Source organism: Streptomyces sp. Isolate_45 (genome assembly GCF_024721315.2).
GTDB lineage: Bacteria > Actinomycetota > Actinomycetes > Streptomycetales > Streptomycetaceae > Streptomyces.
The window spans coordinates 1-20,592 of the sequence record NZ_JANFAK020000101.1 but is presented as its reverse complement, the minus strand read 5'-3'; the positions used below and the strand labels follow the sequence as shown (position 1 = coordinate 20,592).

Annotated in this window: 18 protein-coding genes and 1 tRNA gene; 9 read left to right on the top strand and 10 right to left on the bottom strand. The window is 72.4% G+C overall.

The features are described from left to right. The first annotated feature begins 22 nt into the window (after positions 1 to 22). Positions 23 to 982: a UDP-glucose 4-epimerase GalE gene (gene galE / locus NOD94_RS27455; protein WP_281208801.1), complete on the top strand. Its 960-nt coding sequence runs from the start codon at positions 23 to 25 to the stop codon at positions 980 to 982. A 501-nt stretch (positions 983 to 1,483) separates the two neighbouring features. After that, positions 1,484 to 2,257 (top strand): response regulator transcription factor, encoded by a 774-nt coding sequence (locus NOD94_RS27450; RefSeq protein WP_281208800.1) that lies wholly within the window; start codon positions 1,484 to 1,486, stop codon positions 2,255 to 2,257. Here NOD94_RS27450 and NOD94_RS27445 read toward each other — a convergent pair. Next, a complete protein-coding gene (locus tag NOD94_RS27445) occupies positions 2,216 to 2,713 on the bottom strand; it encodes a MarR family transcriptional regulator (RefSeq protein WP_281208799.1) in 498 nt (165 codons plus the stop codon). The genes NOD94_RS27450 and NOD94_RS27445 overlap by 42 nt on opposite strands. Before the next feature lie 147 nt (positions 2,714 to 2,860). On the opposite strand from NOD94_RS27445, the gene NOD94_RS27440 reads away from it, so the two are divergent. Then, on the top strand, positions 2,861 to 3,769 hold the full coding sequence (locus tag NOD94_RS27440) for a trans-aconitate 2-methyltransferase (protein ID WP_281208798.1): 909 nt from the start codon (positions 2,861 to 2,863) through the stop codon (positions 3,767 to 3,769). Next, positions 3,763 to 4,158, top strand: a complete 396-nt coding sequence (locus NOD94_RS27435) for a VOC family protein (protein ID WP_281208797.1) — start codon at positions 3,763 to 3,765, stop codon at positions 4,156 to 4,158. Before NOD94_RS27440 ends, NOD94_RS27435 begins: the two co-directional genes overlap by 7 nt. A 112-nt stretch (positions 4,159 to 4,270) precedes the next feature. Here NOD94_RS27435 and NOD94_RS27430 read toward each other — a convergent pair whose 3' ends face one another. Together NOD94_RS27430 and NOD94_RS27425 are read right to left on the bottom strand one after the other, a co-directional pair. Continuing rightward, positions 4,271 to 4,945 (bottom strand): TetR/AcrR family transcriptional regulator, encoded by a 675-nt coding sequence (locus tag NOD94_RS27430; RefSeq protein ID WP_281208796.1) that lies wholly within the window; start codon positions 4,943 to 4,945, stop codon positions 4,271 to 4,273. Then, entirely contained in the window at positions 4,942 to 5,937 is a 996-nt protein-coding gene (locus tag NOD94_RS27425; protein WP_281208795.1) for an acyl-CoA desaturase, read from the bottom strand. Before NOD94_RS27425 ends, NOD94_RS27430 begins: the two co-directional genes overlap by 4 nt. 393 nt (positions 5,938 to 6,330) lie before the next feature. Here NOD94_RS27425 and ppc point away from each other — a divergent pair, with 393 nt between their 5' ends. Then, positions 6,331 to 9,024, top strand: coding sequence for a phosphoenolpyruvate carboxylase (gene ppc / locus NOD94_RS27420; protein WP_281208809.1), 2,694 nt, complete (start codon positions 6,331 to 6,333; stop codon positions 9,022 to 9,024). A gap of 68 nt (positions 9,025 to 9,092) precedes the next feature. Here the strand turns inward: ppc and pth are convergent, their stop codons facing one another. From pth to NOD94_RS27395, 5 genes are all read right to left on the bottom strand, one after another. Next, positions 9,093 to 9,683 carry an aminoacyl-tRNA hydrolase gene (pth, locus tag NOD94_RS27415; protein ID WP_281208794.1) on the bottom strand — a complete coding sequence of 197 codons (591 nt, stop codon included), beginning with the start codon at positions 9,681 to 9,683 and terminating at the stop codon, positions 9,093 to 9,095. A 106-nt stretch (positions 9,684 to 9,789) separates the two neighbouring features. Beyond that, entirely contained in the window at positions 9,790 to 10,371 is a 582-nt protein-coding gene (locus tag NOD94_RS27410; RefSeq protein WP_281208793.1) for a 50S ribosomal protein L25/general stress protein Ctc, read from the bottom strand. Positions 10,372 to 10,552: 181 nt separating this feature from the next. Beyond that, positions 10,553 to 11,530 carry a ribose-phosphate diphosphokinase gene (locus tag NOD94_RS27405; protein ID WP_031138975.1) on the bottom strand — a complete coding sequence of 326 codons (978 nt, stop codon included), beginning with the start codon at positions 11,528 to 11,530 and terminating at the stop codon, positions 10,553 to 10,555. 133 nt (positions 11,531 to 11,663) lie between these two features. Then, entirely contained in the window at positions 11,664 to 13,112 is a 1,449-nt protein-coding gene (gene glmU, locus NOD94_RS27400; RefSeq protein WP_281208792.1) for a bifunctional UDP-N-acetylglucosamine diphosphorylase/glucosamine-1-phosphate N-acetyltransferase GlmU, read from the bottom strand. A gap of 110 nt (positions 13,113 to 13,222) precedes the next feature. After that, positions 13,223 to 13,294, bottom strand: a tRNA-Gln gene (locus NOD94_RS27395). Positions 13,295 to 13,470: 176 nt separating this feature from the next. Between NOD94_RS27395 and NOD94_RS27390 the strand changes: the two genes are divergently transcribed. After that, positions 13,471 to 14,745 carry a histidine kinase gene (locus tag NOD94_RS27390; RefSeq protein WP_281208791.1) on the top strand — a complete coding sequence of 425 codons (1,275 nt, stop codon included), beginning with the start codon at positions 13,471 to 13,473 and terminating at the stop codon, positions 14,743 to 14,745. Between the two features lie 81 nt (positions 14,746 to 14,826). On the opposite strand, the gene NOD94_RS27385 is transcribed toward NOD94_RS27390, so the two are convergent. Next, the gene (locus NOD94_RS27385; protein ID WP_281208790.1) at positions 14,827 to 15,339 is read right to left on the bottom strand and encodes an SUKH-3 domain-containing protein; all 513 of its coding nucleotides are present in this window, start codon (positions 15,337 to 15,339) and stop codon (positions 14,827 to 14,829) included. A 5-nt stretch (positions 15,340 to 15,344) separates the two neighbouring features. After that, on the bottom strand, positions 15,345 to 15,899 hold the full coding sequence (locus NOD94_RS27380) for a YwqJ-related putative deaminase (protein WP_281208789.1): 555 nt from the start codon (positions 15,897 to 15,899) through the stop codon (positions 15,345 to 15,347). Between the two features lie 230 nt (positions 15,900 to 16,129). On the opposite strand from NOD94_RS27380, the gene NOD94_RS27375 reads away from it, so the two are divergent. The 3 genes from NOD94_RS27375 (at position 16,130) to NOD94_RS27365 (ending at position 20,417) form a co-directional block, all read left to right on the top strand. After that, positions 16,130 to 17,122: an SMI1/KNR4 family protein gene (locus NOD94_RS27375; RefSeq protein WP_281208788.1), complete on the top strand. Its 993-nt coding sequence runs from the start codon at positions 16,130 to 16,132 to the stop codon at positions 17,120 to 17,122. 7 nt (positions 17,123 to 17,129) lie between these two features. Beyond that, a complete protein-coding gene (locus NOD94_RS27370; protein ID WP_281208787.1) occupies positions 17,130 to 19,397 on the top strand; it encodes an SUKH-4 family immunity protein in 2,268 nt (755 codons plus the stop codon). 123 nt (positions 19,398 to 19,520) lie between these two features. Beyond that, a complete protein-coding gene (locus NOD94_RS27365) occupies positions 19,521 to 20,417 on the top strand; it encodes a DivIVA domain-containing protein (RefSeq protein WP_281208786.1) in 897 nt (298 codons plus the stop codon). Positions 20,418 to 20,592 lie beyond the last annotated feature (175 nt).

Genomic DNA, 20,592 nt, shown 5'->3' with positions numbered 1-20,592 from the left:
TCCGCGAGAGGTTGGAGTGCGAGTGAGTAAGTACCTGGTCACCGGTGGCGCCGGATATGTCGGCAGCGTGGTCGCCGCCCGGCTCCTGGAAGCCGGCCACGAGGTAACGGTCCTCGACAACTTCTCCACCGGCTTCGGCGCGGGGGTCCCCGCCGGCGCCACCCTGATCGACGGCCGGATCCAGGACGCCGCCCAGCACCTGGACGCCTCCTACGACGCGGTCCTGCACTTCGCGGCCTCCTCGCAGGTCGGCGAGTCCGTCGTCAACCCCGGAAAGTACTGGGACAACAACGTGGGCGGCACCCTCGCCCTGCTGGAGGCGATGCGCGGGGCCGGCGTCCGCAAGCTCATCTTCTCCTCGACCGCCGCGACCTACGGCGAGCCGGCCGACGGCCCGCTGACCGAGGACTCGGTGACCGCGCCGACCAACCCCTACGGAGCCTCCAAGCTGGCCGTCGACCACATGATCGCGGGGGAGTGCACGGCGCACGGCCTCGCGGCGGTCTCGCTGCGCTACTTCAACGTGGCCGGCGCCTACCGGGAGTTCGGCGAGCGGCACGACCCCGAGACCCACCTGATCCCGCTGGTGCTCCAGGTCGCCCTGGGGGAGCGCGAGTCCATCTCGATCTTCGGCGAGGACTACCCGACCCCGGACGGCACCTGCGTGCGCGACTACATCCACGTCGCCGACCTCGCGGAGGCCCACCTGTCGGCGCTGGACGTGGCGGCCGGTGGCGAGCACCTGATCTGCAACCTGGGCAACGGCAGCGGCTTCTCCGTCCGCGAGGTGATCGAGACCGTCCGCAAGGTCACCGGTCGGGACATCCCGGAGGTCGTCGCCCCCCGTCGTGCCGGCGACCCGGCGGTGCTCGTCGCCTCCGCGCGCGCGGCGCGCGAACGCCTCGGCTGGACCCCGACCCGCTCGGACCTCACCAACATCGTGACGGACGCCTGGAACTTCGCCCGCGAGCAGCGTTCCTGACACCGCACCGCACCGCGCCGAACCGCACCGAGCCGCCCCGACGCGGCACGCACCACGCGCCCCTCGCACCCGACCGGTGCGGGGGGCGTGCGCGTGCGCGCCGCGCGCGGTGGACGGGCGCTCTGCGCGGGCGCCCGGCGTGCGTACGCCGGGTGAAAGGTCCCCCGTGCAACTGCCGATGGCACACTCCGGTCGGGAAATCAGCTTCCGGGCCTTCGGGACCGTCGAAAACAAGCCACCACAAACCCCGTGCGGGACCGACCCACCGGAAAATCGCTCGAAAAACTTCTGCTATTCGGCCAACCGCGAGACGACCCCGGGCCTACGCTGATGCGTGACACCGGTGGGGGCCGGTGTTGATTCAGGGGTCGAGACACGCCGGGTACGGCGTCCGGTCCGGGGTAGTGCACAGAAGTCACGGCGGCGGCTGCGACGGCCTGTGGACCTCCTGGTCCGGGCGTCGTACCCGCAGTCGTCCGTTCCCCGACCCTTGGGGGTTTTGTGGTTCGCATCCGGGTTCTGGTGGTCGACGACCACCGCATCTTCGCCGAGTCCCTCGCAGCCGCGCTCGCGGCCGAGCCGGACGTGGACGTGTCCGCGGCCGGTAGCGGTCCCGCGGCCGCGCGCTGCCTCGAACGCGCGGTGGCGGAAGGCCGCCGCTTCGACGTCCTGCTCGTCGACGCCGACCTCGGCGCCGCGGCCGGGACCGTACCCGCCCAGCGGGAACCGGGCTCCGGGCCACCGCCCGGACCGGACGGGATCGCGCTGGTGGCCGGGGTGCGCGTCGCCCACCCCGGGGTCCGCACCGTGGTCCTCGCCGAACGGGACGACCCCCGCCGGGCCGCCCTGGCCCTGCAGGCGGGCGCCTCCGGGTGGGTGGCGAAGGACTGCTCCCTGTCCCGGCTGCTCGCCGTCATCCGGGGGGTGCTGCGCGAGGAGACGCACCTGCCGCCCGCGCTGCTCACCGGGGTGCTGCGGGAACTCACCGCCGCCCGCAAGCACCGTACGGACAGCGAACGGCTCGTCGAGTCCCTCACCCCGAGGGAGCACGAGGTGCTCCGCTGCATGGTGGCGGGGCTGGGCCGCAAGGACGTGGCCGCCAGGCTGTTCCTGTCCCCGCACACCGTCCGCACCCACATGCAGAACGTGCTGGGCAAGTTGGGCGTGCACTCCACGCTGGCGGCCGTGGCCCTGGCCAGGCGGGCGGGCGTACGGCCCGCCGAACTGGCGGGTCTACCCGGGGACGTTGTCGAACGGAGCGGTCAACTGGCGTAGCAGCCCGGCGAGGTCGCCGCGCTGTGCCGTCGAGAGCTGGGCCAGGATCGCCCGTTCCTGGGCCAGCAGACCCGCGAGGGACTGGTCGGCGCGGTCGCGCCCCTCCGGCGTCAGCCGTACCAGTACGCCCCGGCGGTCGTTGGGGTCGGGAAGCCGTTCGACGAGGCCCTTCTTGGCGAGCCGGTCGATGCGGTTGGTCATGGTGCCCGAGGTGACGAGCGTCTGCGTCAGGAGTTGCCCGGGGGACAGCTGGTAGGGCGCGCCGGCGCGCCGCAGCGAGGTCAGCACGTCGAACTCCCACGGCTCAAGCCCGTGCTCGGCGAAGGCCAGCCTGCGGGCGCGGTCGAGGTGGCGCGCGAGCCGGCTGACCCGGCTGAGCACCTCGAGCGGTTCCACGTCGAGGTCAGGGCGCTCTCGCCGCCATGCCGCGACCAGTCGGTCGACCTCGTCCTCCATGCCGATCAGTGTAAGGGGTCTGTCGACATGAAGTCTCTTGAAACCGAGAATCTTGACATCGAGATATATTCTGGCCGACCATGGGGCATGGAGGTGGCCGGAACGGCTTCCGCTTCCACCCGCCCCACCAGTAGGGAGGCTTCGAACATGCATTCCGACATCGCGCCGGCCGTGCGCCCCCCGGCCCCGGACGGTTCCGCCCCGTCCGCATCCTCCGCACCCACCTGGGACCCCCAGCAGTACCTCCGGCACGCGGGACACCGAACCCGCCCCTTCCTCGACCTTCTGACGCGCATATCCGAGCTGCCCACCCCTCCCGCGAAGTCCGACGAGAGCCCCGGCCCGCGCATCGCCGACCTCGGTTGCGGTCCCGGCAACGTCACCGCCCTCCTCGCCGAACGCTGGCCCGAGGCCCGGATCACCGGCTTCGACCTGTCGCCCGAGATGCTCGCCCGCGCCACGGCGGAGTACGCCGGCCCCACCGCGGGCGGCGGCCACCTCGACTTCCGGCACGGCGACATCGCCGACTGGATGCCCGAGGAGACCTACGACCTGATCGTTTCCAATGCCGCCCTGCAGTGGGTGCCCAGCCACCCCGGGTCCTTCGCGGCCTGGATCCACGGGCTGCGGCCCGGTGGCACCTTCGCCTTCCAGATCCCCGGAAACTTCGGCGCCCCCAGCCACCGGCTGCTGGCCGAACTCTGCGACACCCCGCGCTGGCACCCGCGCCTCGCCGGCCACGGCGCACGCTACGTCCACCTCCTCGAACCCGCCGAGTACCTCGCCCGATTCACCGAGCTCGGGTGCGCCGTCGACGTGTGGGAGACCACCTACCACCAGCTCCTGCAAGGACCCGACCCGGTGCTCGACTGGGTCAAGGGCACCGCCCTGCGGCCCGTCCTGACCACCCTGGGCGACGACCGGGAGGCCGTGGAGACCTTCCTGGCCGAGTACCGCGAAGCACTGCGCGAGGCCTACCCGCCCGGTCCGCGCGGCACCGTCTTCCCCTTCCGCCGCATCTTCGCCATCGCCCGCAAGGAGGCCCGACCGTGCTGACCGCCGTCGATCACGTGCAACTCGCGGCACCCCCCGGCTCCGAGGACGCGCTGCGCGCCTACTACGAGGGCGTCCTCGGCATGACGGAGCTGTCCAAACCGCCCGTCCTCGCCGCCCGGGGCGGCTGCTGGTTCACCGTCGGCGCCGTCCGGCTGCACCTCGGCGTCGAGGAGGACTTCCGCCCCGCCCGCAAGGCGCACCCCGGCCTCAGGGTGACCGGCATCGAGGAGTACGCGCGCAGACTGGAGGAGCGCGGGGCGCGGGTCGTGTGGGACGGCGACCTGCCGGGCCACAAGCGCTTCTACTCCGAGGACCCGGTCGGCAACCGGCTGGAGTTCCTGGAGGCGCACGCCCCGGACGAGGGGGGCCCGTCCGGACCCCGCTCGTAGGAGACCGACGCGACGGCGCCCCGCCACCGGATCTCCGGTGACGGGGCGCCGTCGCGTCCGCCGTGCGGACCGCGGTTCCCGCGGCCGGGCTCTCACCGCCCGGTCCTGCCGCTCAGCTCTTGCGGTGGCCCACCAGCCGGGGTCTGGCCTCCAGGTTCTCCAACCCGTGCCAGGACAGGTTCACCAGGTGCGCGGCGACCTCGGCCTTCTTCGGCTGCCGGGTCTCCAGCCACCACTGGCCCGTCAGCGCCACCATTCCGACCAGCGCCTGCGCGTACAGCGGCGCCAGCTTCGGATCGAATCCGCGGGCCTTGAACTCCAACCCCAGGATGTCCTCGACCTGCGTGGCGATGTCACTGATCAGCGACGCGAAGGTGCCCGTCGACTGGGCCACGGGCGAGTCCCGGACCAGGATCCGGAAGCCGTCCGTATAGCTCTCGATGTAATCGAGCAGGGCGAACGCGGCCTGTTCCAGGAGCTCCCGCGGGTGCCCCGCGGTCAGGGCCCCCGTCACCCCGTCCAACAGTTGGCGCATCTCGCGGTCGACCACCACCGCGTACAGGCCCTCCTTGCCGCCGAAGTGCTCGTACACCACCGGCTTGGACACCCCGGCCTTGGCCGCGATCTCCTCCACCGACGTGCCCTCGAAGCCCTTCTCCGCGAACAGGGTGCGGCCGATGTCCAGCAGTTGCTGACGCCTTTCGGCGCCCGTCATCCGGACCCGGCGGCCTCGCCGGGGCTTGTCGCTGCTGGAACTGCTGCCGTCGATCGCCACGTCCCCCATCATGCCGGGTTCGACATCTTTTCCTGGCGCCGGGCGGCGATCCGGTCGGCCGAGGGCCACCGCACGTCCGATGCCCATCCCAGCTGCTCGAACCAGCGGATCAGCCGCGCGCTCGAATCGACCTGCCCGCGCAGCACGCCGTGCCGCGCCGACGTCGGGTCGGCGTGGTGCAGGTTGTGCCAGGACTCCCCGCACGACAGCACCGCCAGCCACCACACGTTGCCGCTGCGGTCCCGGGACTTGAACGGCCGCTTGCCCACGGCGTGACAGATCGAGTTGATCGACCAGGTCACGTGGTGCAGCAGCGCCACGCGCACCAGCGAACCCCAGAAGAACGCCGTGAACGCGCCCCACCAGGACATCGTCACCAGACCGCCCACCAGCGGCGGGATCGCCAGCGAGAACATCGTCCAGTAGATGAAGTCACGGGAGATCCGCCGGATCGCCGGGTCCTTGATCAGGTCCGGGGCGTACTTCTGCTGATCCGTCTGCTCCTCGTCGAAGAGCCACCCGATGTGCGCCCACCACAGGCCCTTCATCAGGGCCGGCAGCGTCTCGCCGAACCGCCACGGCGAGTGCGGGTCGCCCTCGTGGTCGGAGAACTTGTGGTGCTTGCGGTGATCCGCGACCCAGCGCACCAGCGGACCCTCCACCGCCATCGACCCCATGATCGCCAGGGCGATCCGCAGCGGCCGCTTCGCCTTGAAGGAACCGTGCGTGAAGTACCGGTGGAAGCCGATGGTGATGCCGTGGCAGGCGAGGAAGTACATGAACACCATCAGGCCCACGTCCAGCCAGCTCACCCCCCAGCCCCAGGCCAGCGGGATCGCCGCCAGCAGCGCGAGGAAGGGGACGGTGATGAACAGCAGCAGGGCGATCTGCTCGATGGACCGCTTGTTCTCCCCGCCGAGCGTGGCGGACGGGTCGGACGCGGGATCGCCTCCGCGCGCGGAGGACGTCGTGGCGTCCTCGATCAGATCCGGACTGGTGGTCATGGGGGTTCCCCCGGGGGGTGAGGAGTCGGCAGGCGCCGGGCGCGGACCTACGGGTCCGTAACCTACGGCATCGTAAGTATGGCAAAGGTCCCGCGGCCGGCAAGAGGAGCACGCCCGCGACCTTCCCGGGCGCCGCGCCGCGCCGCCGCACACCGCCCTGGACGGGCGCCCTGCCGGGGCACGGGCACGGGCCACCTATCCTGGTGTCGTCGGACAGCGCGGTCCGCACGGGCAGCCCGAGCTGCGCATCAGGACGCGGCACCGCCGCGCGCACCCGGGAGCCCCCCGCCCAGTAGCGCTCGAACACTGCAAGGAGCCGCACCTGTGAGCAGTGCTGACCAGGCCCCCGTCACCTCCGTCTCCGCGACCGCCGCGGACACGGCCAACGCCGAGCTGCGCGCGGACATCCGCCGCCTCGGCGACCTGCTCGGGGAGACCCTCGTACGCCAGGAGGGCCAGGACCTCCTCGACCTCGTCGAACGCGTCCGCGCGCTGACGCGCACCGACGGCGAAGCCGCGGCCACCCTCCTCGGCGACACCGACCTGGAGACCGCGGCCAAGCTGGTGCGCGCCTTCTCCACCTACTTCCACCTCGCCAACGTCACCGAGCAGGTGCACCGCGGCAAGGAACTGCGGGCCCACCGCGCCGCCGAGGGCGGGCTCCTCGCCCGCACCGCCGACATGCTCAAGGACGCCGATCCCGAGCACCTGCGGCAGACGGTCAAGAACCTCAACGTCCGCCCCGTCTTCACCGCGCACCCCACCGAGGCGGCCCGCCGCAGCGTCCTGAACAAGCTGCGCCGCATCGCCGCGCTCCTGGAGGAGCCCGTCTCGGGCGCCGGTGAGCGTCGCCGCCACGACCTGCGGCTGGCCGAGAACATCGACCTCGTCTGGCAGACCGACGAACTGCGCGTCGTCCGTCCCGAGCCCGCCGACGAGGCCCGCAACGCCATCTACTACCTCGACGAGCTGCACGCCGGCGCGGTCGGCGACGTCCTGGAGGACCTCGCCGCCGAGCTCCAGCGCGTCGGTGTGGAGCTCCCCGCGGGCACCCGTCCGCTCACCTTCGGCACCTGGATCGGTGGCGACCGCGACGGCAACCCCAACGTCACGCCCGACGTCACCCGCGACGTACTGATCCTCCAGCACGAGCACGGCATCACCGACGCCCTCGAACTGATCGACTTCCTGCGCGGGCTGCTGTCCAACTCCATCCGCTACACCGGCGCCACCGAGGAGCTCCTCACCTCCCTGCAGGCCGACCTGGAACGCCTCCCCGAGATCAGCCCCCGCTACAAGCGGCTGAACGCCGAGGAGCCGTACCGCCTGAAGGCCACCTGCATCCGGCAGAAGCTCGTCAACACCCGCGACCGCCTCGCCAAGGGCACCCCGCACGAGGAGGGTCGCGACTACCTCGGCACCGCCGAGCTGCTCACCGACCTCACCCTCGTCCAGACCTCCCTGCGCGAGCACCGCGGCGCGCTCTTCGCCGACGGCCGCATGGACCGCACGATCCGCACGCTGGCCGCCTTCGGCCTCCAGCTGGCGACCATGGACGTGCGCGAACACGCGGACGCCCACCACCACGCCCTCGGGCAGCTCTTCGACCGGCTCGGCGAGGAGTCCTGGCGCTACGCCGACATGCCGCGCGACTACCGGCAGAAGCTCCTCGCCAAGGAGCTGCGCTCCCGGCGGCCGCTCGCCCCCACCCCGGCCCCGCTCGACGCGGCCGGCCAGAAGACCCTCGGCGTCTTCGGCGCGATCAAGGACGCCTTCGAGAAGTTCGGCCCCGAGGTCATCGAGTCCTACATCATCTCGATGTGCCAGGGCGCCGACGACGTGTTCGCCGCCGCCGTCCTCGCCCGCGAGGCCGGTCTCCTCGACCTCCACGGCGGCTGGGCCAAGATCGGCATCGTCCCGCTCCTGGAGACCACCGACGAGCTGCGCGCCGCCGACGTCATCCTCGACGAGATGCTCGCCGACCCCTCCTACCGACGCCTCGTCTCCCTGCGCGGCGACGTCCAGGAGGTCATGCTCGGCTACTCCGACTCCTCCAAGTTCGGCGGCATCACCACCTCCCAGTGGGAGATCCACCGCGCCCAGCGCCGGCTGCGCGACGTCGCCCACCGCTACGGCGTGCGCCTGCGCCTCTTCCACGGCCGCGGCGGCACCGTCGGCCGCGGCGGCGGCCCCTCGCACGACGCGATCCTCGCCCAGCCCTGGGGCACCCTCGAAGGCGAGATCAAGGTCACCGAGCAGGGCGAGGTCATCTCCGACAAGTACCTCGTGCCCTCGCTGGCCCGCGAGAACCTGGAACTGACCGTCGCGGCCACCCTCCAGGCCTCCGCCCTGCACACCGCGCCCCGCCAGTCCGACGAGGCCCTCGCCCGCTGGGACGCGGCCATGGACATCGTGTCCGACGCCGCGCACGGCGCCTACCGCGCGCTCGTCGAGGACCCGGACCTGCCCGCGTACTTCTTCGCGGCCACCCCCGTCGACCAGCTCGCCGACCTGCACCTGGGCTCCCGCCCCTCCCGCCGCCCCGACTCCGGCGCCGGCCTCGACGGACTGCGCGCCATCCCGTGGGTGTTCGGCTGGACCCAGTCCCGCCAGATCGTCCCCGGCTGGTACGGCGTCGGCTCCGGCCTCAAGGCCCTGCGCGAGGCCGGCCAGGACGCGGCCCTCGGCGAGATGGGGGAGCGCTGGCACTTCTTCCGCAACTTCCTGTCCAACGTCGAGATGACCCTCGCCAAGACGGACCTGCGCATCGCCCGGCACTACGTCGACACGCTCGTCCCCGAGAACCTCAAGCACGTCTTCGCCCGCATCGAGGCCGAGCACGAGCTGACCGTCCGCGAGGTCCTGCGCATCACCGGCGGCAAGCGACTCCTGGACTCCAACCCGGTCCTCCAGCAGACCTTCGCCGTCCGCGACGCCTACCTCGACCCGATCTCCTACCTCCAGGTCTCCCTGCTGGCCCGCCAGCGCGCGGCCGTCGCCCGCGGCGAGGAGGCGGACCCGCTGCTGGCCCGCGCCCTGCTGCTCACCGTCAACGGCGTCGCCGCCGGCCTGCGCAACACCGGCTGATCCGCACCCGCACGCGGGAAGGCCCCCGCCGCCGGATTCCTCCGGCGGCGGGGGCCTTCCCGTACGCCCTACGAGTTGTAGGTGGACTGGGCCCGCTCCAGGCCCTCCTGGATGAGGCTCTCCACGGCGTCCGCGGACCGGTCCACGAACCAGTCCAGCTCCTTGCGCTCCGTCGAGGAGAAGTCCTTCAGCACGAAGTCGGCGACCTGCATCCGACCCGGCGGCCGGCCGATGCCGCAACGGACCCGGTGGTAGTCCGGACCCATCGCCTTCGTCATCGACTTCAGACCGTTGTGTCCGTTGTCGCCGCCGCCCAGCTTCAGGCGCAGCGTCGGGTAGTCGATGTCCAACTCGTCGTGGACCGCGACGATCCGCTCCAACGGAACCTTGTAGAAGTCGCGCAGGGCCGTCACCGGGCCGCCCGACAGGTTCATGAACGACATCGGCTTCGCCAGCACCACCCGGCGGTTCGCCGGGCCCGGCGGGCCGATGCGGCCCTCGACCACCTGGGCGCGGGCCTTGTGCGCCTTGAACCTGCCGCCGATCCGCTCGGCCAGCAGGTCGGCCACCATGAACCCGATGTTGTGGCGGTTGCCCGCGTACTCCGGACCGGGGTTCCCCAGACCGACGACCAGCCAGGGCGCCGCGTCATCCGACATCAAAAGCTCCTTACGCATTGAGCCCGTACACGAGAACGACCGCCGTCCCGCTCCAGTGGAGCCGGACGGCGGTCGGTCAGCAACTGCTGAGGGGGTGGGGCGAGGCTCAGGCCTCGGTGCCCTCGGCCTCGGCGGCCGGCTCCTCGGCCTGCGGGGCCACGACCTGGAGGACGGCGATGTCGCCGTCGACGGCCAGGGTGGTGCCCTTCGGGAGGACCAGGTCCTTGGCGTGGATGGTGTCGCCGGCCTCGAGGCCCGCGATGGAGACGGTGACCTCGGTCGGGATGTGCGTGGCCTCGGCCTCGACGGAGATGGTGTTCTGGAGGGTCTCCAGCATGTTGCCGCCGGCGGCCAGCTCGCCCTCGGTGACGATCGCGACGTCGACGGTGACCTTCTCGCCCTTCTTGACGATCAGGAAGTCGACGTGGGAGATCGAGCGCTTCAGCGGGTGCTTCTGCACGGCCTTCGGGATGACCAGCTCGGTGCCGGCGTCGCCCAGGTCCAGGGAGAGCAGGACGTTCGGGGTGCGCAGCGCCAGCTGAAGGGCGTGGGCGTCGACGTTGACGTGCTTCGGCTCGGTGCCGTGGCCGTAGATGACACCGGGGGTCAGGGCGTCGCGACGGGCCTGGCGGGCGGAGCCCTTGCCGAAGGAGTCACGGATCTTGGCGGAAAGCTTGACCTCGGACATGCTCACTCCTCGTGGGGTGACGGAAATGGACGACAGTCACCCGGCCGGAACGGCCTGCTACGAAGAGCGCGTCGATAACGGAGCGTCCGGACCCGAAACGGGTACGGCCTCCCTCGCCGAGCAACTCGTGGAGTGTACCCGGGCGGGGGAGGCCGCACCAAAAGGATCTAACCGAGGGAGGTTACTGCTGCTCCTCGAAGAGGCTCGTCACCGAACCGTCCTCGAAGACCTCGCGCACGGCGCGGGCGATCATCGGCGCGATCGACAGCACGGTGATCTTGTCGAGCTCCAGGTCGGACGGGTCCGGCAGGGTGTTCGTGAACACGAACTCGCTGACCTTGGAGTTCTTCAGGCGGTCGGCGGCCGGGCCCGACAGGATGCCGTGCGTGGCCGTCACGATGACGTCCTCGGCACCGTGCGCGAACAGCGCGTCGGCCGCGGCGCAGATGGTGCCACCGGTGTCGATCATGTCGTCGACCAGGACGCAGACGCGACCCCGGACCTCACCGACGACCTCGTGGACGGTCACCTGGTTGGCGACGTCCTTGTCGCGGCGCTTGTGCACGATCGCCAGCGGCGCGTCCAGGCGGTCGCACCAGCGGTCGGCCACGCGCACGCGGCCGGCGTCCGGGGAGACGATCGTCAGCTTGGTGCGGTCCACCTTGGCGCCGACGTAGTCCGCGAGGACCGACAGGGCCGAGAGGTGGTCGACCGGGCCGTCGAAGAAGCCCTGGATCTGGTCGGTGTGCAGGTCGACCGTGAGGATGCGGTCCGCACCCGCGGTCTTCAGCAGGTCCGCGACCAGACGGGCCGAGATCGGCTCGCGGCCCTTGTGCTTCTTGTCCTGACGGGCGTAGCCGTAGGACGGGACGATCACGGTGATGGAGCGTGCCGACGCGCGCTTCAGCGCGTCGATCATGATCAGCTGCTCCATGATCCACTTGTTGATCGGAGCCGTGTGGCTCTGGATCAGGAAGCAGTCCGCGCCGCGAGCCGACTCCTGGAAGCGGACGTAGATCTCACCGTTCGCGAAGTCGAAAGCCTTGGTCGGCACGAGGCCGACTCCCAGCTGGTGTGCGACCTCCTCGGCCAGCTCGGGGTGGGCGCGGCCGGAGAAGAGCATCAGCTTCTTCTCGCCGGTCGTCTTGATCCCGGTCACAGCACAGTCTCCTCAGACGTCTGAAAGCTGCTCGCTCCCGTGTGCGTCCGTCCCGCACACGGTGAGCCAGCCGAATTGCGTGCACCTATCACGGTACGCCGTCACGGGCGCACCTGTTTCCGGCCAGTTCACCTCACGGGCGGCCGGAGTCCTTGTCCGCGGTCGACTGCGCGGCCGTCGCCGCCGCGCTGCCGGGACGCTTGCGGGCCACCCAACCCTCGATATTCCGCTGCTGGCCGCGGGCCACGGCGAGCGCGCCGGGCGGCACGTCCTTGGTGATCACCGAGCCGGCGGCCGTGTAGGCGCCGTCCCCGATGGTGATGGGAGCCACAAACATGTTGTCGGATCCCGTCTTGCAGTGTGAGCCGACGGTCGTGTGGTGCTTGTGCTCGCCGTCGTAGTTCACGAACACGCTGGCCGCGCCGATGTTCGTGTAGTCGCCGATCGTCGCGTCGCCCACGTACGACAGGTGCGGCACCTTGGTGCCCTCGCCGATCGTCGCGTTCTTCATCTCGACGTACGTGCCGGCCTTGGCCTTGAGGCCGAGGTTCGTGCCCGGTCGCAGGTACGCGAAGGGGCCGACGCTCGCCGACTCGCCGATCACGGCGGTGTCCGCCACCGTGTTGTCCACGCGCGCCCGCGGACCCACCCGGGTGTCCTTCAGGCGGGTGTTCGGGCCGACCTCGGCCCCCTCGGCGACGTGCGTGTTCCCGAGCAACTGGGTGCCCGGGTGGATCAGGGCGTCCTGCCCGAAGGTCACCGTCACGTCGATGAAGGTGCTCGCCGGGTCCACGACCGTCACGCCCGCGAGCATCGCCCGCTCCAGCAGGCGCGCGTTCAGCAGCGCCCGTGCCTCGGCCAGCTGGACCCGGTTGTTGATCCCGAGGATCTGCCGGTGGTCCGGGCCGACGGCCGCGCCGACGCGGTGACCGCCCTCGCGCAGGATGCCGAGGACGTCGGTGAGGTACTCCTCGCCCTGGCTGTTGTCCGTACGGACCTTGCCGAGCGCGTCGGACAGGAGGGCCCCGTCGAAGGCGAAGACCCCGGAGTTGATCTCGCGGATCGCGCGCTGCGCGTCGGTGGCGTCCTTGTGCTCGACGATCGCGGTCACGGCGCCGGTGGCCGCGTCGCGGACGATGCGCCCGTAGCCGGTGGAGTCCGGGACCTCGGCGGTGAGCACGGTGACGGCGTTGCCGTCCGCGTCGTGCGTGGCGACCAGGGCCCCGAGGGTCCTGCCGGTCAGCAGCGGGGTGTCGCCGCAGACCACGACCACGGTTCCGTCGACCGGTCCGCCGAGCTCCTCCAGCGCCATCCGGACGGCGTGGCCGGTGCCGTTCTGCTCGTACTGGACGGCGGTGCGCACGTCGGCGTCGATCGCGGCGAGGTGCTCGGTGACCTGCTCGCGGGCGTGACCCACGACGACCACGAGGTGGGTGGGGTCCAGTTCGCGGGATGCGGCGACCACGTGACCTACGAGCGAGCGCCCGCCGATCTCGTGCAGAACCTTGGGAGTGGCCGACTTCATGCGGGTGCCTTCACCCGCTGCGAGTACGACGACGGCTGCCGGGCGGGTTGCGCTCACGGGTGTGCCCTTCGGCTTCGGGTGGTGGACCCGTGAAGGATAGCCGGGCCCCAACATCCACAAACGAAGCCGGGTCCCGACCGTGGAGGTCAGGACCCGAACGTGCGAAGCTCCCCCGCCAGGACTCGAACCCGGACATAAGGCACCAAAAGCCTCAGTGCTGCCAATTACACCACAGGGGAATATCCCGATAGAACCGGACGGTGACCCCGGCCGGTTGAATCGACGGCTCCTACTATGCCGCACCACCACGCCTCGACGCGACGGATTGATCAGCCCCTTGTAGTACGCGCGCCGCGCCCGCGCTCGCGGAAATGGGCTCGCCCGGGTACGGGACCCCCTGCGTACGCTGGTCGGCATGACCGGTACGGGGGAAGAGCGGGGCGGGGCGGGGCGCGACGGGCCCTGGTGGTGGGAGCGGCGGCGGAGTGCCGTCCTGGACGTGGGGTTGGGGGTGGTGTCCGCCGTCGAGTGCGCCCTCGAAGGGGTGCCGACGGCCCGTGAGGCGGGCGTGCCCGTGGTCGTCGGGGTGCTGTTCGGGCTCGTGGTGGGGTCCACGCTGGTGCTGCGGCGCCGCCGGCCCATCGCGGTGGCCCTGGTGGGCATCGCCGTGACGCCGGCGATGATGGGCTTCCTGCTGGGGGTGGTGGGGCTCTACACGCTCGCCGCCTCCGAGGTGCCGAGGCGGATCGTGGCGACGCTCGCCCCGATGGCGCTGGCCGGGACGTTCGTCGTGACGTACATGCGCACCCGGGGTGACGTCGAGGCCGACGGCACGCTCGTGTTCGTGCTGTCCGCGTTCATGTCGGTGGCGCTGACCGTGCCGCCCGTGCTCCTCGGGCTGTACGTCGGCGCCCGGCGCCGACTGATGGAGAGCCTCCAGGAGCGCGCGGACTCGCTGGAACGGGAGCTGTCGCTGCTTGCGGACCGGGCGGAGGAGCGGGCCGAATGGGCCCGTACGGAGGAACGGACGCGGATCGCGCGCGAGATGCACGACGTCGTGGCGCACCGGGTGTCCTTGATGGTGGTGCACGCGGCGGCGCTCCAGGCCGTCGCCGCGAAGGACCCCGCGAAGGCGGCACGGAACGCCGCGCTGGTGGGGGACATGGGCCGGCAGGCCCTCACGGAGCTGCGGGAGATGCTCGGGGTGCTGCGGTCCGGGTCCCCGAGGCCGGTGGCTCCGGCGCCGGTGGCGGGCCCGCCGGCGGGGGGTTTCGAGGAGGGTCCCTCGTTGGAGGAGCTGGAGGCGCTGGTCGGGCAGTCCAGGGCGGCCGGGATGGTCGTCGAGCTGCTGGTGCAGGGCGAGGGGCGGGAGGACCCGTACCCGGCGGAGGTGGAGCAGACCGCGTACCGGGTGGTGCAGGAGGCGTTGACCAACTGCCACAAGCACGCGCCGGGCGCGCGGGTCGTCGTGCGGCTGGCGCACCGGGACGGGGAGGTGGCCATGCAGGTGGAGAACGGTCCCTGCGCGGCCGACGTGACCCGGCCCGGGCTGCCGAGCGGGGGCAACGGGCTCGTCGGGATGCGGGAGCGGGTCGTGGGCCTCGGCGGGGTGTTCGTGTCGGGGCCGACGGACGCGGGCGGCTTCCGGGTCTCTGCGGTGTTGCCGCGCGCGGCCGGCGTGGCGCCGTAGGGCGGTGCCTCGGGGTGGGCGGGGGGTCCGGGTTCGCCGGGTTCCCCGCCCGCGTCCGTTACGGGGGTCGGTGGCGCGGGCTCAGGGCTCCGTGCTGAGGCGGGCCGGTTGGAGGCCGGTCAGGAGCAGGGTCAGGGCCTCGTCGAGGCCGGCGCCCAGGTACCAGTCGCCGGTGTGGTCGATGCCGTAGACCCGGCCCTCACGGTCGATCGCCAGGTGGGACGCGCCGTCGGAGTCCACCCCGAGCGGGCAGAGCCGGGTGGACAGGGCGCGGCCGAGGTCGGCGAAGGTGCGGGCCAGGTGCAGGCCGGTGAGCGGGTCGAGGCGGATCGGGGTCGGGGCTATCTGACGGCCCGTCCCGGGGGCGGACACGATGAGCCCGCCGAACTCCGCCCAGGCCTCGACGGCCGCGGGGAAGACGGTGTGGCGGTGTCCGGCCGGGGTGGTGTGGTCGCGCAGCGCGTCGGCCCAGTATTCGGCCTGCTTGATGTCCCAGCGGCCGGGCTCCCAGCCGGCGGTGCGCAGCGCGGAGTCCACGGGACCCGGGAAACGGGTGGCCGAGGAGCGGTCGTAGGAGGCTGAGGAGGCGGTCATGGTGGCTACTCGGGGTGGGTGAGGTCGACGGGGCGTACGCCGAAGTGGTTGAGGAGCGCGTCGCAGGAGCGGCAGGGGGGTGCGTAGCTGCCGTGGAGCGGGTCGCCGTCCTCCCGGATGCGGCGGGCGGTGATCCGGGAGTGCTTGAGGGACCGGCGGGCCTCGCCGGCGGTCAGGGGTTTGCGGGAGGCGCGCCTGCTGCGGGCGCCCTCCACGGTGGCGAGGTGGCGGGAGAGCAGGATCGCCTCCGGACATCGGCCGGTGAACCGTTCGCGCTGGCCGCTGGTGAGGGTGTCGAGGAAGTCCTGGACGAGCGGGTGGAGCACGGGTGGCTGGTCGGCCTTGCCCGCGGTGCCGGTGAGCGTCTCGCCGCGCACGGAGAGCGCGGCGGCGACGGTGGGCAGGATCCCGTCGCGGCGGAAGCGCAGGACGGGCGGGGCGGCGCCGTCGGTGCTGCTCCAGCGCAGGCGGGGATCGCCGCCGGCGCCGGTGGCGACGGCGTCCGTCGGTTCCGCGTGGTCGGTGCGGGTTGCCGTGTTTCCTGGTGTCGCGGTCTGCATGGTCGCGCCTTCCCTCCCGTGGCGGCGGTGGTGGCCGCTGTCGCGCACGCCCCCGTGCTGCGGGGACAGCCTGTCAAATGTCACCTGCCGTGTGGAAGCGGGGTCGAATATTCGTATCAATTCGGATGTTCCTGCCTGGTGCGCGTGCGCACTGGGTAGGGACGGGTGTCGGTCTTGCCCGAACGCTTAGGCTGTGGCGAACCAGCCAGATCCAGCAGGGGGCTACCGCCATGACGACAGGTCGGCTCGGGCAGCAGGCCGCGCCACCCAACGCCGCTTACTCGGGGCAGGTCGTGCACTTCCCGGACCCGGTCCGGGCCGCCCGCCATCCCCACGGAGTGCGGATGGACGGGGACGGTCATCCCGATTTCTCGCGCTACGCGCGCGCCGCGGTGGAGATCGCCGAGCCGCCGGAGGGCTTCGGCGTCGACGAGCTGCGCCTGACGGACTGCGTCTCCGCGAACGCGGCGATGCGGGCGGCGGGCCACGAACTGTGGGACACGGTCGGTGCGGTGGCGACGCCGCACGGCTGGACCTGGCACCACGTGGCGGGATCGCGCCGGATGGAGCTGGTCCCCGTCGAGGTCAAGGCGCTGCTGCGGCACCACGCCGGTCTCGCGACGGCCCCGGTCGACCACGACAAGCGCGGCACGCGGCCCCTCCAGGAGGTGCGTCCGGCGCACCTGGAGCTGCCGAAGGCCGTGGTTTCGGTGTCGGAGCAGCAGGTGCAGGGCGTCGAGGAGGACCTCGGCTACCGGCTGCCCGAGGCGTACCGGTCGTTCCTGAAGGCGGCGGGCGGTTGCGCCCCTGTGGGCGCGGGACTGTTCGTGGAGCTGGGCCTGCTCGTCGACCAGCCGTTCTTCACGGTGCGCGACGAGGCGGCGGTCAACGACCTCGTCTACGTCAACAAGTGCCTGCGCGACCACCTGACGAAGGACTACCTGAGCGTGGCCTTCGTGCAGGGCGGGTTGATCGCGGTGAAGGTGAAGGGCCAGGGGATCGGTTCCGTCTGGTTCTCCCCGTTCGACGACGCGCGCGACCGGGACGGCTGGTCGGTACAGGAACGGGTGGATCAGCTGCTGCTGCCGTGCGGTGCCGATTTCGATGCCTTCCTGGAGCGCCTGGCGGGGAACCCGCCGGAGCTGGAGACGGTGGCCGGTCTGATGGTGGACGGCGGATTCGCACGTTCGGTTCCGGTGCTGAGTCCGGGCATGGAGGGTTGATCGCACTGTGGTGACGTTTGCGCAGGCGCAGGAGCGCGCCGAGGAGTGGATCAACGGGGACGTTCCCGCGTACCAGCACCGGGAGGTGCGCGTACGGGAGTTCGGGCTCGGGTTCGTCGTGTGGGCCGAGGACCGGCCCACCGGTCCGGTGTCCGGTGGTGGCCGGCAGCGGCTGGTCATCGCGCGGGACAGCGGCGACGTGACGCTGTGGCCGGGGCTGCCGGTCGGTGAGGTCATCCGGCGGTACGAGGAGGAGTACGGCGCGGCGGCCGCGGCGGCCCCCGCGGAGGCCTCGGTGCCGCAGCCGCGGATCGACTCGGAGATGACCTCGTTCATGCTGAGCCCGCCGGAGTGGCTCCAGGAGGCGGCCGACCGGGCGGGGATCCCGCGGAGTGCGGGGTCCTCCTCGCCCTCCCCGTCGCCGCTGGAGCCGGCCCCGGCCGCGCCGGTTCCTACTCCTACTCCTACTCCGAATCCGGTTCCCGAGCCCGCGCCGGCTCCGGGCGTGACCGGCGAGCCGGTGCCGCTGCGGCGCGGGGGCGAGGTCCCCTACGAGCCGACCGCGAACGACGGGGTACCGACCGGGGCCACGCCGTGGGCCGGGACCGATGTGAACTCCGGTGCGGACGAGGCCTCCGTGCCCCTTCCCGCGACGGTGTTCGCGCCGCCGCTGTCCGGATCGGACCTGGAGGAAGCACCCTCGTCCTCCGGTGTGGCTCCGGAGGCGAAGACCACGCTGATGGCCGGTGGCAGCCAGTTGCCGAGGACGGCCGTCGTTCCCGCGCTGGGGCCGCGTCCGGAGGCGGCCGACATCGCCGACGCCCCGACCAGCAAGGCCCAGGTCTCCCGGCCGGGTGGCTCCGCGGCCGGTGGGCCCCCGCAGCCGCCCGGTGCGCCCGGTGCGCCGGGTGCGGGGCAGCAGCCCGCGCCTCCCGGTCCGCCCGGGGCTCCCGGTGGGTCGGTCGGGCGTGGGATCGACCACGCCGCGACGATGTTGGCGGGTCCGGCCGTGGGTCAGCCGCCGGCGCCTCCCGGTCCGCCCGGTGCGCCCGGTGGCGGGCAGCAGCCGGCGCCTCCCGGTCCGCCCGGGGCTCCCGGGGGCGGTGCCCACCACGCGGCGACGATGCTCGCCGGTCCCGGTGTGCCGCAGCCGCCCGGTCCGCCCGGTGCGCCCGGCGGCGGGATCGACCACGCCGCGACGATGTTGGCCGGTCCGGCGATGGGTCAGCCCCCGACGCCCCCCGGTCCGCCCGGACCGCCGCAGGGTGCCGCGGCCCGGCCGCCGGTCCCGACCGGCGCGCCCACGGTCGGCCCCGGCTACCAGGCCGTGCTGCGCTACCGCGCGCCCGACGGCTCCGAGCAGCAGCTCATCCGTCGCTCGGCGCCCGGCACCCCGCACCCCGAGTGGCAGATCCTGTACGAGCTCCGCGCGATGAACGTGCCGCCGCAGCAGGTGCTGGAACTGCACACGGAGCTGGCCTCCTGCGAGCTGCCCGGCGGCTACTGCGCCCGGATGATCCGGGAGACCTGGCCGCAGGTGCGGATCACCAGCGTGGCCCCGTACGGAACGGACCACGCGGGCCGTCAGCAGGGCGTGCGGCACCTGCTCACCCATCAGGGTGAGCTGCACCAGGTCGCGGACGGTCCGGCGCGCCCCGCGCCGGTACGGGCGCCGCTGCCGCAGGTCCCGCTCCAGCCGGCCGTTCCGATGGAGGTCATCGGGCAGGAGCTGGCGGGCGCGTTCGGGCCGCAGGGCGTGTTCCGCTTCGACCAGCGGGCGGTGTCCCGACAGGGAGTGCCCGACATCGTGGCGCAGACCCTGATGTGGGCCGGTCTGCCCGTCGATTTCGGGCCGTTCTTCTGGGCGCAGGCCGTTCCCGGTCAGCCGGTGCCGACGCTGGCCGAGCTGGCTGCGCAGCGCCAGGTGCAGCCGGCGTCCGACGCGGGCTCGTACCTCGTCGTCGGCAGCGACTTCGGCAAGGCGCTCTGCGTGCAGTACGGGACCGCGCACATAGTGGCGGTGCCGGTGGAGGCCGGTCCCGGCGGGGCGCCCGTGCCGCCGCAGTTCGTGAATTCGAGCCTGCCGCAGTTCGCGCGCTCGCTGGCGATGCTGGGTCACATGTGGCGGCTGCGGCAGCATTTGACGCCGGAGCAGGCGGGCCGGTGGACGGTCGATTTCCAGGCGAACCTGGCGGGTCTCGACAGTGCGGCGCTGGCCTCCCCGGAGAACTGGTGGTCGGTGCTGCTGGAGCAGATGTGGGACGGACTGCTCTGATCGGATGATCGGATGGATGGCCGGGCCGGGACCCTCGAACGGGGTACCGGCCCGGCCATTCCGGCTTCTGCGACCAAATGACGCATCCTTGACGGGAATCCCCGCGAGAGAGGCGCTTCCAGGATGAGTGCACCCATGTCACCTCACGGACCTCAGGGTTTGGCGACCGTACGCGGCCGCGGGTACCGGATCGAGGAAGTCGACCGGTACCTCGCGCGGCTCGCCGGCAGCCGTGACGAGGCCTGGGAACGGGTGGCACGGCTGACCGTCCTCGCGAAGCGGATGGAGGCCGAGGCGGAGCGGCTGCGCGAGGCCGTGACCGCCCTGGCCCCCCAGACGTACGACGACCTCAGCGAACGCGCCCGGCGGATCCTGCTGCTCGCGCAGGAGGAGGCGGACGTCCTGCGCCGGGACGCCCGCACCGACGCGGGCGAGGCGCTGGGCGCGGCCGAGGCGCACGCCGACCGGGTGGCGGAACTGGCCCGCCACGACGCGGAGGCGGTGCGCGAGCAGACGGAGGTGCGGGCGCGGCAGGGATTGCTGCGGGCGAAGCGGGAGGCCGACGACGCGCGGGCGGAGGCGCGGGACGACGCGGCGGCGTGGCGGGCCGAGGCCCAGGCCGGGCTGGTGGAGATGCGGCGGCGGTCGGAGACGCAGCTCGCGGAGCGCGAGCAGGAGCAGGCGGAACGCCGGGACGCGGCGGAGCGGGAGTTGGCCGGGCGCGAGGCGGAGGTGGAGGCGCGGGTCGCCGAGCAGGAGCGGTACGCGCAGGCGCGGTTGGACGAGGCCCGGCGGGGGTTCGCGGAGGCGGAGGAGTCCGCGCGGCACGGGCAGGAGGACGCGGAGGCGCGGGCGGCGGAGTTGTTGGCGGAGGCGCGGGTGCGGGAGGAGCGGGTCGGGCGGGAGACGGAGCGGGTCCTGCGGGAGCACGCGGAGGCGCAGGAGGAGATGCGGGCGCACATGAACCACGTGCGGTCGAGCTTGGCGGCGCTTACGGGGCGGGCTCCGGCGGAGGGGTGAGCCTCTGCCCTGGCCGGGCGGGTGTCGGGTGTCGGTGCGGGGCGGCTGCGGGTGGGTCGGGGACGGTGCGGGCGGTGCGGTGCGGTGTGGTGCGGGGCTGCGGGTGCGGTGGCTGCGGGTGGGTCGGGGCCGGTGCCGGGGTGGGGTGTCGTCCGGGACGGGCATGATTTATGGC